Raw genomic sequence first — 14,876 nt, 5'->3', positions numbered from 1 at the left:
TGCGTAGGGCGGATAAGCGCGTAGCGCGCATCCGCCGTAACCCCACGTTGCCGCATCCGCCGTAACCCAATCCAATGCATCCACCGCAACCAACCTCAAACCAACGCCTTATCCGTCGCAAACGCCAACGCAAAGGCCCCGGGACCGACGTTGACGGTGCCGGCCATGCTCATCATCGAGAGCAGGGTTTTCACCCCCGCTTTCTGACAATCCTTCCGGAACTGCACCAGGGTCGGATGTTCCTTGATCTCATCCAGGCAGCCACCGTAACTCATGGTAATGGCATCACAGGTCAACCCCTGGTCCATCTGCTTGCGCACATGATCGAACAACACCTCCAGGCTGCCCCAGAACCCCTTGCCGGTGGTCATTTTGGCGGTGTCGCCTTTGTGGATCTGAATGATCGGCCGCCGGTTCAGCATGCTGGCCAATTTGAAGTTCACCCAGGAAATTTTGTGGTCGGACTTGCGCATGTGCCGGCGCTCGCGCATGTAGGCCAGGTCATTGGGAATGATGTAACCGTAGACCTCCTCGCGCATATGGTCGATGGCCCGGATGGAGCGGTTGATCGGGGTTTTCTCCTCCTTCAGGCGCTTGACCAGTTCATACACCAACAATCCATGGCCGGTAAACATGGTCATGCTGTCGTACAGGCGAATGCGGAAGGGTGGCCGGTTGGGGCGCTCCATGGCCCGGAACTTGGGCTCGTTGACCATGGCCGCCTCGGACACCCGCTTGAACACCTCGCTCTTTTTGCTGTTGGTGGTGATTACCTGAACCAGGTCGTAGTTGGGCAGTAGCTTGCGTTGCAGGAGCTGGGTCATGTCCTCCACGGAGAGGGGCTCGGACTGGGCCAGGCCGTATTTCTCCCGGGTGTGGGACTGATAGAACCGCAGGGTGTTGGCCGGGTTGCGGTAGTCCAGTTGCCGACCGCCGGCGTGGTTGATATAGATCGGCAGTACTTCAATGTTGTTGTCCCGAATAAATTGGGCGGGCAGGTCGCAGGTGGAGTCCACTGCGATACAGGTACGCGCGTTCATGGTTATCCCTCCGGGGTTTATTTGAACACGGCCAGTGTGCGCGTTTTCACGTTCCGGGGGGATAGGGGATTACCCATGGAGTTTGTGCGGCGATAGCAGCACGTTTTGTGCGATTTGGCGCACAGGGTTGCGGATTTTGGTTGGGCGAGCGAAGGGGGTGACGCGAATTGTGGTTACGGCGGATGCGTGGGGTTGGGTTACGGCGGATGCGGCCTCCGGCCTTATCCCGCCCTACGCGTGGTTTGGAAACTGGATTTTTATTATCGCTCCGCCCATCTCGGACTTACCAATGGTCAACCGCCCCCCATAACTCCCCACAATATCCGCCGCCACAGCCAGGCCGATCCCTTGCCCGGCCTGCAGGGTATCCAAACGTTGTCCGCGCCGGATCACCTGCTCGCGCTGGTCTTCGGGAATGCCGGGACCATTGTCCTCCACGGTCAGATGTAAATGCTCACTATCGCCGTGGGCGCTGACGCGAATGCGCCCCCGCCCATACTTGCAGGCGTTGTCCAGCAGGTTGCCGAGCAGCTCCAGGAGGTCCTGCTCATCGCCGGGGAAGGCCAGCCCGTCCGGAATGGCCAGTTCAAACTGCGGTGCCTGCTCCCGGTAGACTTTTTCCAGGGTGTTCACCATGCGCTGGGTGGCAGGCTGGATGGGGGTCTGCCGGTGGCTGCCCTGTTGCTGCTCCGACACCGCCCGGCGCAACTGGTAACTCACCACCTGATCCATACGGGCCACCTGCTCGGCGATCACGCTGCGGGCTTCCTTATCCGGTACGCTATCGCTGGCCTGATTGCGCAGCACGGTCAGGGGCGTTTTCAGGCTGTGGGCGAGGTTGCTTAAGCTGTCCCGGTAGCGTTTGCGCAGAGACTGCTCCCGGTCCAGCACCTGGTTGAGGTTGTCCACCACCGGTTGCAGCTCCGCCGGGTGGCGACCTTCCAGGTGCGGGCGGGAGCCATCGCGCATGGCATCCAGCGCCCGGGCGAGTCGGCCCAACGGGCGCAGGCCCCAGCGCAGGCTCGCGCTCTGGGCGATCACCAGGAGCAGGGCGGCGGCGCCCAGCCAGCGCCAGAGCTGGCGCCGGAAGCTGGCCAGTTCGGCCCGGTAGGGCGTCTGATCGCGCAACAAGGTCACCAGATAGTCGTGATCCTGCCCGGCATCATCCTCCCAGATCACCGCGTAACGGGCGCGCCAGTGGGGTTGGCCATCCAGCTCGATCTGGTCGAGCAGCAAGTCGCCCGGCTGTGGAAACTCCCCGGTGGCGGGCAGCTCCGGGCGCAGTTGTGCCGAGTTGGAATGCCAGACGGTGCGTCCTGCCCGGGTTGAAAGGTAGCCATAGAGCCCGGAGTTCAGGCGCTCGAAGTTGGGTTCCAGCAGCGCCGGAGGCATTTCCAGTTGCGCCTGCTCGCCGGTGCCCTGCATTTCCGCCACGCTGAACAGCAGGTAGATCTGGCCCTGCAACTGTTCCCGGGCGGCGGTGGTCAGGCTGCGGTCAAAGGCCCGCTCCAGAACCAGCCCGGTCAGCCCCAGAAACAGGGGCAGTACCAGCAGTGAGGCCAGTAATAAGCGCGCATTCAGTGACAGTGGGCGCTGACTCACGAATCGGCTGACCCCTGGGGCAGGTTCAGGCAATAGCCCAGTCCACGCTGGGTGGTGATCAGCTTGAGCGAGCCGTCCGGGTCCAGTTTGCGGCGCAGGCGACCGATAAACACCTCGATCACGTTGCTGTCCCGGTCGAAGTCCTGATCGTACAGATGCTCGGTCAGCTCGGTTTTGGACACCACCTTGCCGCTGTTCAGCGCCATATAGGCCAACGCCTGGTATTCGTAGCCGGTCAGGGTGACCGGTTCGCCATTCAGGGTCACCCGGCGGGCAATGGTATCGATGGCAATGGGGCCGCCCTCGATCACGCTGGAGGCCAGACCGCTGGCCCGGCGCAGCAGGGCGTTGAGGCGGGCGCGCAGCTCTTCGGGATGGAAGGGCTTGGTGAGATAGTCGTCGGCGCCGGCTTCCAGGCCTTCCACTTTGTCCTGCCAGGCGCTGCGGGCGGTCAGAATCAGGATGGGGTAGCTGTGGCCTTCGGCGCGCAGGGTCCGGATCAGGCTGACCCCGTCCAGGTCCGGCAGGCCCAGGTCGATAATAGCCAGGTCGTAGGGGTGCTCCTGCCCCAGAAACAGGCCTTCGCGGCCGTCCGGGGCCAGGTCGATGGCAAAGCCCTCGGCGTGCAGCTGCTGCTGAATCTGGGTGCGCAGGGCGGGGTCATCTTCTACCACTAACAGACGCATGGCGGGTCTCCTGTCACCTGTTTCTAGCGCTTGAGAATCTGTCCGGACTGGCCGTCGACCATGACGGTGCTGATGCGGCCGTTGTCCTGCAGGATTTTGATCCGGTGTACCACGCGGCCGCCGCGATTCTGGGTATCGACTTTCAACACCTTGCCGCCGTAGCGTTTCTGCACGATGGCGGCGGCACGGGAGGCACTGACCCGGCTTTCCGCCTGGGCGATCGGCAGGATCTGGGCGGACTGAGGCGCGGCGCTGACGGTCTGCGACAGCGGTGCGCCAGCGAGCATCAGCAGTGCGATCAGCAGGCCTCGGCCCATCAGTGTTCCCCAGTGTTGTGTCATATTCAGGAGCCCCATACAGTGACCCACGTAGCTTACCTTGTCCCAAGCGTAAGAGAAACTGGCTGAACGGGAGCTGAAAGCCCCAAAAAGCGCCGCCAAACAGGGTATAATCGCGGCCATTGTGTAGAGAAAGTGTTCTGAAACCGCAACTTTGAGGATGTGAGAGCCTCCCGACCCTATGAGTGATTCGAGCAACGTCATCGAGTATATGGCCGATCTGGGCCGCAATGCCCGTCGTGCCGCCCGTGTAGTGGCTGCTGCCAGTGCCGGCACCAAAAACCGGGCCCTGCTGGCCATGGCCGAAGCCCTGGAAGCGGCGCGCCCGACCCTGGCCGAGGAAAACCGCAAGGACCTGGAAGCCGGCGAGGCCAATGGCCTGGACGCGGCCATGCTGGACCGCCTGGCGCTCAAGCCGGCGACCATCGACGGCATGATTGAAGGGCTGCGCCAGGTAGCGGCACTGCCAGATCCCTGCGGCGCGATCACCGATATGAACTTCCGGCCCAGCGGTATTCAGGTGGGCAAGATGCGTGTGCCTCTGGGCGTAGTGGGGATCATCTATGAATCCCGCCCCAATGTGACCATTGATGCCGCCAGCCTGTGCCTGAAGTCCGGCAATGCCGCGATTCTGCGCGGCGGCAGCGAGGCGATTCATTCCAACCGCGCCATTGCCGCCTGTCTGAAAAAAGGCCTGGCCGAGGCCGGATTGCCGGAAACCGCCGTGCAGGTGGTGGAAACCACCGATCGGGCCGCCGTGGGCGAGCTGATCGCCATGCCCGAGTACGTGGACGTGATCGTGCCCCGGGGCGGCAAAGGCCTGATCGAACGGATCAGCCGGGATGCGCGGGTGCCGGTGATCAAGCACCTGGACGGCATCTGTCATGTGTACATCGATGCCAAGGCGGATCTGGACAAGGCCTTCAATATTGCCCTGAACGCCAAGACCCACCGCTACGGCGTGTGCAACGCTATGGAAACCCTGCTGGTGGATCAGACCGTGGCCGCCGATATTCTGCCCCGCCTCGCGGATGCCTACGCCGAGAAGGGCGTGGAGCTGCGCGGTTGTGAGCGGACTCGGGCGCTGATAGAGGCGCAGGCTGCCACCGAGGAAGATTGGGCCACCGAATACCTGGCCCCGGTATTGGCGATCCGCGTTGTGGACGGGCTGGATGAGGCCATGGACCACATTGCCCAATACAGCTCCCAGCACACCGAGGCGATCGTGACCGAGGATTACACCCGGGCGCGCCGCTTCCTGCACGAGGTGGATTCCAGCTCGGTGATGGTCAATGCCTCCACCCGTTTTGCCGATGGGTTCGAATACGGCCTGGGGGCGGAGATCGGTATTTCCACCGACAAGATTCACGCCCGGGGCCCGGTGGGCCTGGAAGGGCTGACGTCCCAGAAATGGATTGTGCTGGGCGACGGACACATCCGTAACTGATTTATGACTCAGGCGATCGGGCTGCTGGGCGGCACCTTTGACCCCATTCATCTCGGGCACTTGCGCATGGCACTGGAAGCCGGGGAAACCCTGGCGCTGGATGAGGTACGGCTGCTGCCGTGCCACCAGCCGCCGCATCGGGCGACGCCGGATGTGAGCAGCGTCGAGCGCACCGAGATGTTGCGCCTGGCCTTGGCCGATTGTCCGAGCCTGGTTCTGGACGATCGCGAGCTGCACCGCGATGGCCCCTCCTACACCCTGGATACCCTGAAAAGCCTCCGCGCTGAGCTGGGGCCGGCGGTGTCGTTGATCTGGGTTCTGGGCTGCGATGCGTTTCTCGGGCTGGAGCAGTGGCACGGCTGGCAGGAGCTGCTCGACTGGGGGCATTTGCTGGTGATTGCCCGTCCCGGCTGGGAGCTGCCCTCCCGGGGGCCGCTGGCCGAGTGGCTGAGCGAGCATCAGGTGGCCCCCGAAGCGCTGACCGCGTCCCCGGCGGGCGCCATTGGCGTGCAGGCCCTGCGTCTGCTGCCGATCTCGGCCACGGAAATCCGGTCCCTGATCCAGGCCGGGCGCTCTCCGCAATTTTTACTGCCCGATTCGGTCTGGCAGTATATTCGGGATAACAACCTTTATCGGGCCCGTGCTTGAGCGGGCCTTACTCTTTTTATACATGACTGAAACAGGTGGCGAATGTCCGCAGCGTTAAATGAGCTTATTGTCGAATCCCTGGAAGACCTGAAGGGGAAAAATATCGTGCAACTGGATGTCCGGGAGTTGAGTGATGTGATGGATACCCTGATCATCGCCAGCGGTACGTCCAGCCGGCACGTGAAGTCCCTGGCCAACAACGTGGTAGAGGATGCCAAGCACGCCGGCCATCAGCCGCTGGGTGTCGAGGGTGTGGATTCCGGTGATTGGGCCTTGGTGGACTTCGGCGATATCGTGGTGCATGTGATGCAGGAGGAAACCCGGGGCTTCTACGAACTGGAAAAACTCTGGTCCATGGAACCCGGCAACCGTACCGAACACTAACCCATGCGCATTCGTCTGATTGCGGTGGGCACTAAAATGCCCGACTGGGTGGAGCAGGGCTACGGCGAGTACGCCAAGCGCCTGCCCCGGGACTGCACCGTGGAACTGGTGGAATTGCCGCTGGGCCCACGGGGCAAAAGCAGCTCCACCGCCGTGGCCATGGAGCGCGAAGGCCAGGCCATGATGGCCGCCATCGGCAAAGGGGACCGGGTCATCGCCCTGGATGTGAAAGGCAAGGCCTGGAGCACCGAGCAACTGGCCCGGAATCTGGATGAATGGCGCATGAGCGGGGCCAATTACAGTTTACTGATTGGTGGGCCGGACGGACTGGCCCCGGAATGTCTCGCTCTGGCCGACGTCAAATGGTCGCTCTCGGCCCTGACCCTGCCGCACCCGCTGGTGCGGATTCTGGTCATTGAACAGCTGTATCGGGCTTACTCGATACTGCACAATCACCCATACCATAAGTAAAGGTCGCGACGGGTTACCGTTCATTCATGTCTGAAGCCCAGCGTTTTAAAGATCACCACCGGGAAGCCCGCGTTTTTCTCAGCCGGGTGATCACCACCTCTGTGATCATGGCCGCTCTGGTTGCCGTGCTGGTGGCGCGGTACTACAGCCTGCAGGTCACGCATCATCAGGACTATGCCACCCGCTCGGACCGCAACCGGGTACACGTGCAGCCCGTGCCGCCGACCCGTGGGCTGATCTACGACCGCAATGGCGAACTGCTCGCCGATAACCGACCCAGCTATACCCTGTCGGTCATTCGCGAGCGGGTGAACGACATGACCGCCACGGTCGAGCTGCTGCGGGAACTGGTGGATATTCCCCAGAGCGACCTGGAAAAGTTCTACGACCAACTGCAGCAGTGGCGCCGTCCCTTTGAAGCCATTCCCCTGCGCTATCGCCTGACGGAGGAGGAAATCGCTCGCCTGGCGGTCAACGAATACCGGCTGGAAGGGGTAGAAGTGAACGCCCAGCTGGTGCGTCACTACCCGAAAAGCGACCTGTTTGCTCATGTACTCGGCTATGTGGGGCGAATCAGCCAGTCGGACTTGGCCAAGTTTGATGAGGACCAGTATCAGCGCTACAGCGGCACTCACTCGATCGGTAAAACCGGCCTGGAAAATCAGTATGAAGCCCAGTTGCTCGGCGAAGTAGGCAGTCAGAACGTGGAAACCAACGCCCGGGGCCGGGTGTTGCGCGTGCTGGATCGCACCGACCCCAAACCGGGCAAAGATCTGCAGTTGCACCTCGATTCCCGCCTGCAGGCGACCGCGGTCAGCGCCCTGGATGACTACCGTGGGGCGGTCGTTGCTCTGGATGTCAAAACCGGAGGCGTACTGGCGGCGGTGTCCATGCCCAGTTTTGACCCTAACCTGTTCGTCACCGGGATCAGCTTCCGCGACTATCGCAGCCTGAATCAATCCCTGGATTTGCCGCTGTTCAACCGGTTTCTGCAGGGGCAGTATCCGCCGGGCTCCACCACCAAGCCGGTGGTCGGGTTGGCCGGTCTGCACTATGACGTGGTGGATGCCGAGCACACCGTTCGCGATCCGGGCTGGTATCGGCTGCCGGGGGATGATCGACGGTACCGGGACTGGAAGCGGACCGGGCACGGCCTGAAGGTCGATCTCGAGCAGGCGGTGGTCGAGTCCTGCGATGTTTACTACTACGATCTGGGTCATCGAATGGGGGTCGACTTAATTCACGAATTCGGCGTGCAGTTCGGCCTGGGATCGCGCACCGAGGTGGATATTCCCTCGGAGCGCAGCGGTATCTGGCCGTCTCGGGAGTGGAAGCGCAACCAGCGCGGTCTGCCCTGGTTCCCCGGGGACAACCTGAACCTGGCCATCGGCCAGGGCTATGCCCTGACTACGCCCATGCAGCTGGCTCAGATGACCGCCACCATGGCCAGCCGTGGACGTCGTTTGCGCCCTCAGATGGTGGCCAAGGTGGGGGATCAGGAGCGGCCGGTCATTGAAGAGGCGCAGATGGACGTGGCCGAGGAAGACTGGGACTACATCATCAATGCAATGGTGGGGGTGATGCACGGCGAGCGTGGAACCGCCCGGCGTTCGGCCTATGGGGCGGACTATAAGATTGCCGGTAAGACCGGTACCGCCCAGGTGGTCGCCATTCCCCAGGGGGAAGAGTACGACTCGGAGGCGCTGAAGGAACGTCAGCGCGACCATGCGCTGTTCGTGGGTTTTGCCCCGGCGGATGACCCGCAAATCGCCGTGGCGGTGATCGTTGAGAATGGCGAATCGGGTTCCGGGGTGGCCGCGCCGGTGGCGCGCAAAGTGTTTGATGCCTATCTGCGGGGTATTTACCCTCTGGCGGATCCTGTGCTGGGGGCGCGCACACCATGAGTCATCAGGATTTTCTTCGTCGTCTGCCCGAGGCGGGGCAGGGGTTGCGCCGCCGGGACCGGCTGCAGCAGCGGCTGCACCTGGACTTTACGCTCCTATTGCTGCTGCTGGCCGTCGCGGCCTACGGTCTGGTGGTGCTCTACAGCGCCAACGGCCAGTCGGTATCGGGTATTCAGCGTCAGGGCGCCTATTTTCTGGTGGCCCTCGTCGCCATGTTCGTCACCGCTCAGGTTCCCCCCCATCTGTTGCGTCGCCTGGCGCCCTGGATGTACGGCGGCGGTGTCCTGCTGCTGGTTCTGGTGTTGGTGCTGGGTATCGGCGCCATGGGGGCGCAGCGCTGGCTCGGCATTGGTGGATTCCGCTTTCAGCCCTCGGAGGTCATGAAGCTGGCGACCCCCATTATGGTGTCGTCCTACCTGGGGCAGCGGCTGCTGCCGCCGCGCTTGAAGCATGTTCTGCTGACCCTGATCCTGGTCGCGGTACCGCCGTTGTTGATTGTGCAGCAGCCGGATCTGGGGACGTCACTGCTGGTGGCTTCTTCGGGGCTGGTGGTGCTGTTTTTCGCGGGACTGTCTTGGCGCTATATTGTCACCGCCTTTGTCGCGGTGCTCGCGAGTATCTGGCCGCTGTGGAGGTTCGGCATGCACGAGTATCAGCGCCAGCGCGTGCTGACGCTGTTCAACCCGGAGCAGGACAGCCTGGGGGCGGGGTGGAATATCATCCAGTCCAAAACCGCCATCGGCTCGGGGGGCTATTCCGGCAAAGGCTGGCTGCAGGGGACTCAATCCCAACTGGATTTTCTGCCCGAAGGGCATACCGATTTCATTATCGCCGTGCTGGGGGAGGAATTTGGGTTAATGGGGGTGCTGTTGCTGCTCGGCCTTTATGTGCTGATCATCGCGCGAGGCCTGTTGATTGCGCTGCGCGCCCAGGACAGTTTCAGCCGACTGCTGGCGGCGAGCATCACTTTTACCTTTTTTGTGTATATGTTCGTGAACGTGGGCATGGTGTCCGGCCTCCTGCCCGTGGTCGGCGTCCCCTTGCCCCTGGTCAGCCAGGGGGGGACGGCCATTGTCACCCTGATGGCCGGCTTCGGTATTCTCATGTCGATTGCCACCGAGCGTCGACGCGTTACCCGTCAGGAGTAAACAGCAACCGTGATCAGTCAGTGGCGACAGTGGGGGATAGCGTTGGTCGGAGTCTTGGCCAGCGTCGGCAGCAGCGCCGACTATCGAGCGCATCCAGAGGCGCAGGCTTTTGTGAACGAGTTGGTTGAGGAGCACGGCTTTCAGGCGTCCCGACTCGAGGGTTGGCTGGGCGAGGCAAAGCGGCAGGATGGCATTCTTGAGGCCATCGCACGGCCGGCAGAGCGCACCCGCACCTGGGCCGAGTACCGTCCCATCTTCCTTCAACCGCTGCGCGTGACCCGGGGCATCGCCTTCTGGCGGGAGCACCGCGACGCATTGAAGCGCGCGGAGCGGGAATTGGGTGTGCCGCCAGAGATTGTGTTGGCGATTATCGGGGTGGAGACCAATTACGGTCGGACCACCGGTTCACATCGGGTGATCGACGCCCTGAGCACCCTGGCCTTTGACTACCCGCCGCGCGCGCCTTTTTTTCGCAAGGAGTTGGCGCAGTATTTTATTCTGATGCGTGAACACGAACAGAACCCTTTGGCTTTTAAGGGGTCCTATGCCGGAGCCATGGGTTACGGTCAGTTCATGCCCTCGAGCTACCGGCATTACGCAATCGACTTCGACGGGGACGGCTTTGCCGATATCTGGAACAACCCCACCGATGCCATCGGCAGCGTGGCCAACTATTTTGCCGAGCACGGTTGGCAGCGCGGAGCGCCGGTGGCGCTGCGGGCCCGGGCCTCGGATGATCTGGCGCGGGGCGATGCCTCGGACTGGAACCGCATTCACCCGCCGGAGCTGACCGTGGCGGACTGGGCCGAGCGCGGCCTGACACCGATTTTTCCGCTGCCGGCCGAGCTGCCCGCCAATGCGCTGGCGCTGGAAGGCGATTTCGGCGAGGAGTTCTGGCTGGCGTTTCACAATTTTTATGTGATCACCCGCTACAACCGCAGCCATCTGTATGCCCTGGCGGTAGAACAACTGAGTAAAGAGATAAAAACCGCGATGGAGACCGAACAATGACACTGGTTCGCGCCGCTCTGGTACTGGGGCCTCTGGCCCTCTTGGTTGCCTGTGCTCCTCTGGGGCCCGTTGAAGAACAGGATCGTGGGCCGGACAAGCCGGTGGATCTCTCCCATGTGCCGGATGCCACGCCGAGGGCGGAGGTGCGCACCCTGGCGGGCAACAAGAATCCCTACACGGTGTTGGGCAAAACCTATTACCTGATGGAAGATGAAACCGGCTATAAGGAGCAGGGCATCGCCTCCTGGTACGGTCAGAAATTTCACGGACGCAAAACCTCCAACGGCGAAACCTACGATATGTACGGCATGACCGCCGCGCACAAGACGCTGCCGATTCCGAGTTATGTGCGGGTCACCAACCTGGCCAACAATCGTCAGGTGGTGGTGCGGGTCAACGATCGCGGTCCCTTTCATGGTAACCGGATCATTGACCTGAGTTACGCCGCCGCTCAGCGGCTGGGCTTTGCCGGCCAGGGAACCGCGCAGGTAGAAGTGGAAATCATCGTACCCGGTGATCAACCTCCGGCGCCTCTGCGGGCCGAAGCGGACACGCCTTCCGATGCCGATACCCCGGAGCAAAAAACGTTTTTGCAGGTGGGCGCTTTTGGCTCCCTGGATGCGGCCAAATCCCAGCAGACGCGGGTCAGTGCCTTGACGGATTTGCCGGTCGAGGTACACAGTGCCGACGAACAACCGGTGTTGCACCGGGTGCGAATCGGCCCCCTCAGCAGTAACGAAGAAGTCGCACAATTGCGTGAGCAGCTGCGCAGAGGTGCGATCGAGCAAACCCATATCGTGCGTGAATAGTGCTAGAATTCCAGTGCAAAGTGAGTCTGTGCGATAAGGATCTTTTCTTTTTAAAAACGGTTTTACATGATGATACGAAAACTTTTCTCCGCCACCGTCTTGATGTTGTTGACTCTGGCCGTGCAGGCACAACAGGTCATTATTCCCGCGCCCCCAAGTCTTGCGGCCACCGCCTATCTGCTGATGGATGCCGATACGGGTAAAGTACTGGTCGAGCACGAGGCGGATATGGTGCTGCCGCCGGCGAGCCTGACCAAGATGATGACCAGCTACATCGTCTCGGAGGAAATCGAGCAGGGCCGTATCAGTGAAGACGATATGGTCAACATCAGCGTCAAGGCCTGGCGCAAAGGCGGCTCAAAAATGTTCGTTCGCGAGGGCACCCAGGTGCGCCTGGAGGACCTCAAGCGCGGTGTCATCATCCAGTCCGGTAATGACGCCAGCATCGCTCTGGCCGAGCATGTGGCGGGCAGCGAAGAGGGGTTTGTGGACATCATGAACCAGACCGCCGCCAAACTGGGCATGACCAACACCCATTTCGAAAACTCCACCGGCTGGCCCGCCGAGGGGCACGTGACCACCGCCCGTGATCTGGCCATACTGGCCCGGGCGGTGATCAAGGATCACCCCGATCACTACGCCATGTACAGCGAGAAGTACTTTTCCTACAACGGCATCAATCAGGCCAACCGCAACCGCCTGCTGTTCCGCGATGAGACCGTAGACGGCCTGAAAACCGGCCACACCGAAGAGGCGGGCTACTGCCTGGTGGCCTCGGCGGTTCGGCGGGATATGCGCCTGATTTCCGTGGTGATGGGCACCCGCAGTGAAGACGCCCGGGCCGCTGAAACCGAAAAGCTCCTGGCCTATGGCTTCCGCTACTATCAGACTCAGTCCATCTACGATGCGGGCGATGAGCTGCAGCGCAACCGCGTCTGGTACGGCCAGCAGGAGGAAGTGGTACTGGGCGTGGCCGAGGATGTCCGCCTGACCATCCCCCGTGGCGCAGAGGATGCCCTGGAAGCCCAGATGCATATCGATGAAACCATCAAGGCCCCCATTGCCGCGGGTGACGAGCTGGGCAATCTGACCATTGATCTCAACGGTGAGCGCCTGGTGGATGTGCCCCTGGTGGCCCTGGAGCCGGTGGAGGAAGCGGGCTTCTTCCAGCGCCTGATCGACGCGATAAAGCTGTTTTTCCTCAAGATCTTCGGGTAATACCCCGCCTTGTCCGGGCCTTGCCTCCTTTGGGGGAGGCCCGGACATAGCCCCCTCACACCTGTTATAATGCCGGCGTTTTAAGCTATTCGAGAGGCACGCCGGTCCCATGTCCGCTTCCAACCCTGACGCCCCCAAAATCGAGTTCCCCTGCGAGGATTACCCCATCAAGGTACTCGGTGATGCGGGTAGCGAGCTGCACGAGCTGGTTATCGAGGTGATGGAGCGCCACGCCCCGGGTTTTGACCAGACGCGCATCAAGATCAAGGACAGCCGCAATGGTACCTACCAGTCTCTGACGGTCTGGATTACCGCCACCGGTGAGCAGCAGTTGAAGACCATTCACCAGGAGCTGGTGGCCAGCTCCGTGACCAAAATGGTGCTTTGAGCCGGTGAAGCCCGCTGTCGCGCCGCATTCCCTGACGCTGCAGGTCAGCGACCTCGGTCGTCGGCCCTACGACGCTGTCTGGCAGGCCATGCGCGCTTTCACCGACGAGCGCGATGCCGAAACCCAGGATCAGCTCTGGCTGGTGGAACACCCCCCGGTTTTCACCCAGGGACAGGCGGGCAAGCCCGAGCACCTGCTGCTGCCGGGGGATATTCCCGTGGTACAGACCGACCGGGGCGGGCAGGTGACCTACCACGGCCCCGGCCAACTGGTGGCCTACCCGCTGCTGGACTTGCGCCGCCTGGGCATGGGGGTGCGGGACCTGGTCACCGCGCTGGAAGAGACCCTGGTGGGCCTGCTGGCCAGTTACGGCGTTGAAGCCTACCCCCGGCCCGATGCGCCGGGGGTGTATATCGCCGGTGACAAAGTCGCGTCTCTGGGGTTGCGGGTGCGCCGGGGCTGCAGTTTTCACGGTCTGGCCCTGAACGTGGCCATGGACCTGGAGCCGTTTCGACGTATCAATCCCTGCGGCTATCAGGGGCTGCAGATGACCCAATTGGCGGATCAATTGACCACGGCGCCGGATATGGCGGAGGTCAAGGATCGCCTGGTCGGGCACTTTGTACAGAAAATAGGCTATTCGTGTACAATGCCCGGCCCACCGCGCTGATCGCGGAGGCCCACAAGGCCGTACGTACAGCATTCAGGCACTAGCCGCTCGGCTCTACCCGGAGCCGAGAGATAGAGAGACGAGAGAGTTTCATGACCGATACCCCCGAAATACAGCCCGTCAAACGCACCCGTCGCCTGCGTCAGGGTGAAAAGCTGCGCGATGCGGACAAGGTCGAGCGCATTCCGGTGAAAGTGATTGCCTCCGATGAGGTGCAGCGCAAGCCGGACTGGATTCGGGTGCGGGTACCCGCCTCGCCGGAAGTGGATCGGATCAAGCAGATCCTGCGCAAGAACAACCTCTCCTCGGTGTGTGAAGAGGCCAACTGCCCCAACCTGGGCGAGTGCTTCAGCGGCGGCACCGCCACCTTCATGATCATGGGTGAGATCTGCACCCGCCGCTGTCCCTTCTGCGATGTGGGCCACGGCAAGCCCAACCCGCTGGATGAAGAGGAGCCCGCGCACCTGGCCAAGGCCATTGCCGAGATGCGCCTGAAGTACGTGGTGATCACCTCGGTGGACCGGGATGACCTGCGCGATGGCGGTGCCCAGCACTTTGCCGACTGCATCCGCGAGTCCCGCGTGCACAGCCCGAATCTGCAGGTGGAAATTCTCACCCCGGATTTCCGGGGCCGGATGGACATTGCCCTGGATATTCTCGAGCAGGAAGCGCCGGATGTGTTCAACCACAACCTGGAAACCGTGCCCCGTCTGTATCGCCAGGCGCGCCCCGGCGCCAATTACAAGTGGTCCCTGAAGCTGCTCAAAGAGTACAAGAAGCGCCGTCCGGACGTGCTCACCAAGTCCGGCCTGATGGTCGGCCTGGGGGAGACCAAAGAAGAGATCATCGAGGTGCTCAAGGATATGCGCGAGCACGATATCGATATGCTCACCATCGGCCAGTATCTGCAGCCCTCCCGGGATCACCTGCCGGTGGATCGTTTTGTCCACCCGGATGAGTTTGCCGAGTACACCCGCATCGCCCACGAGCTGGGCTTCAAGCACGCGGCCTGCGGTCCGCTGGTACGCTCCAGCTACCACGCCGACAAACAGGCCCACGGGGAAGCCGTGGGTGTGGTTGACGAGCTGCTGGCGTCAGGACAATAAGCGCCG

Annotated in this window: 16 protein-coding genes; 12 read left to right on the top strand and 4 right to left on the bottom strand. The window is 62.1% G+C overall.

The genetic code is table 11. From position 1 onward, the window contains the following. Nucleotides 1-95 precede the first annotated feature (95 nt). From N645_RS0108175 to N645_RS0108160, 4 genes are all read right to left on the bottom strand, one after another. Nucleotides 96-1,040 carry a DegV family protein gene (locus tag N645_RS0108175; protein ID WP_024461019.1) on the bottom strand — a complete coding sequence of 315 codons (945 nt, stop codon included), beginning with the start codon at nt 1,038-1,040 and terminating at the stop codon, nt 96-98. 231 nt (nt 1,041-1,271) lie between these two features. Beyond that, nucleotides 1,272-2,642 (bottom strand): ATP-binding protein, encoded by a 1,371-nt coding sequence (locus N645_RS0108170; protein ID WP_238559227.1) that lies wholly within the window; start codon nt 2,640-2,642, stop codon nt 1,272-1,274. After that, a complete protein-coding gene (locus N645_RS0108165; protein WP_024461017.1) occupies nt 2,639-3,328 on the bottom strand; it encodes a response regulator transcription factor in 690 nt (229 codons plus the stop codon). The genes N645_RS0108170 and N645_RS0108165 overlap by 4 nt, the downstream gene beginning before the upstream one ends. Nucleotides 3,329-3,351: 23 nt before the next feature. Then, a complete protein-coding gene (locus N645_RS0108160; protein WP_152521659.1) occupies nt 3,352-3,669 on the bottom strand; it encodes a PepSY domain-containing protein in 318 nt (105 codons plus the stop codon). Nucleotides 3,670-3,847: 178 nt separating this feature from the next. Between N645_RS0108160 and N645_RS0108155 the strand changes: the two genes are divergently transcribed. The 12 genes from N645_RS0108155 (at nt 3,848) to lipA (ending at nt 14,870) form a co-directional block, all read left to right on the top strand. Beyond that, nucleotides 3,848-5,113: a glutamate-5-semialdehyde dehydrogenase gene (locus tag N645_RS0108155; RefSeq protein ID WP_024461015.1), complete on the top strand. Its 1,266-nt coding sequence runs from the start codon at nt 3,848-3,850 to the stop codon at nt 5,111-5,113. 3 nt (nt 5,114-5,116) lie between these two features. Further along, nucleotides 5,117-5,761: a nicotinate-nucleotide adenylyltransferase gene (gene nadD / locus N645_RS0108150; RefSeq protein ID WP_036160692.1), complete on the top strand. Its 645-nt coding sequence runs from the start codon at nt 5,117-5,119 to the stop codon at nt 5,759-5,761. Nucleotides 5,762-5,803: 42 nt separating this feature from the next. Then, entirely contained in the window at nt 5,804-6,145 is a 342-nt protein-coding gene (gene rsfS / locus N645_RS0108145; protein ID WP_024461013.1) for a ribosome silencing factor, read from the top strand. 3 nt (nt 6,146-6,148) lie between these two features. Further along, nucleotides 6,149-6,616, top strand: a complete 468-nt coding sequence (rlmH, locus tag N645_RS0108140) for a 23S rRNA (pseudouridine(1915)-N(3))-methyltransferase RlmH (RefSeq protein ID WP_024461012.1) — start codon at nt 6,149-6,151, stop codon at nt 6,614-6,616. Between the two features lie 26 nt (nt 6,617-6,642). Then, entirely contained in the window at nt 6,643-8,520 is a 1,878-nt protein-coding gene (gene mrdA / locus N645_RS0108135) for a penicillin-binding protein 2 (RefSeq protein ID WP_024461011.1), read from the top strand. After that, nucleotides 8,517-9,668, top strand: coding sequence for a rod shape-determining protein RodA (gene rodA, locus N645_RS0108130; protein WP_024461010.1), 1,152 nt, complete (start codon nt 8,517-8,519; stop codon nt 9,666-9,668). Before mrdA ends, rodA begins: the two co-directional genes overlap by 4 nt. Nucleotides 9,669-9,677: 9 nt before the next feature. Next, the gene (gene mltB, locus N645_RS0108125) at nt 9,678-10,679 is read left to right on the top strand and encodes a lytic murein transglycosylase B (protein ID WP_024461009.1); all 1,002 of its coding nucleotides are present in this window, start codon (nt 9,678-9,680) and stop codon (nt 10,677-10,679) included. Then, nucleotides 10,676-11,488 carry a septal ring lytic transglycosylase RlpA family protein gene (locus N645_RS0108120; protein WP_024461008.1) on the top strand — a complete coding sequence of 271 codons (813 nt, stop codon included), beginning with the start codon at nt 10,676-10,678 and terminating at the stop codon, nt 11,486-11,488. Before mltB ends, N645_RS0108120 begins: the two co-directional genes overlap by 4 nt. Nucleotides 11,489-11,557: 69 nt before the next feature. Continuing rightward, nucleotides 11,558-12,706: a D-alanyl-D-alanine carboxypeptidase family protein gene (locus N645_RS0108115; RefSeq protein ID WP_024461007.1), complete on the top strand. Its 1,149-nt coding sequence runs from the start codon at nt 11,558-11,560 to the stop codon at nt 12,704-12,706. A gap of 109 nt (nt 12,707-12,815) precedes the next feature. After that, nucleotides 12,816-13,094, top strand: coding sequence for a YbeD family protein (locus tag N645_RS0108110; RefSeq protein ID WP_024461006.1), 279 nt, complete (start codon nt 12,816-12,818; stop codon nt 13,092-13,094). Nucleotides 13,095-13,098: 4 nt separating this feature from the next. Continuing rightward, nucleotides 13,099-13,764, top strand: coding sequence for a lipoyl(octanoyl) transferase LipB (gene lipB, locus N645_RS0108105; RefSeq protein ID WP_024461005.1), 666 nt, complete (start codon nt 13,099-13,101; stop codon nt 13,762-13,764). 92 nt (nt 13,765-13,856) lie between these two features. After that, entirely contained in the window at nt 13,857-14,870 is a 1,014-nt protein-coding gene (lipA, locus tag N645_RS0108100; protein WP_024461004.1) for a lipoyl synthase, read from the top strand. Nucleotides 14,871-14,876: the final 6 nt, after the last annotated feature.

The organism is Marinimicrobium sp. LS-A18 (assembly GCF_000463525.1).
Classification (GTDB): domain Bacteria; phylum Pseudomonadota; class Gammaproteobacteria; order Pseudomonadales; family Cellvibrionaceae; genus Marinimicrobium; species Marinimicrobium koreense.
The sequence above is the reverse complement of the archived record's forward strand: the minus strand, read 5'-3'. Positions and strand labels throughout refer to the sequence as shown.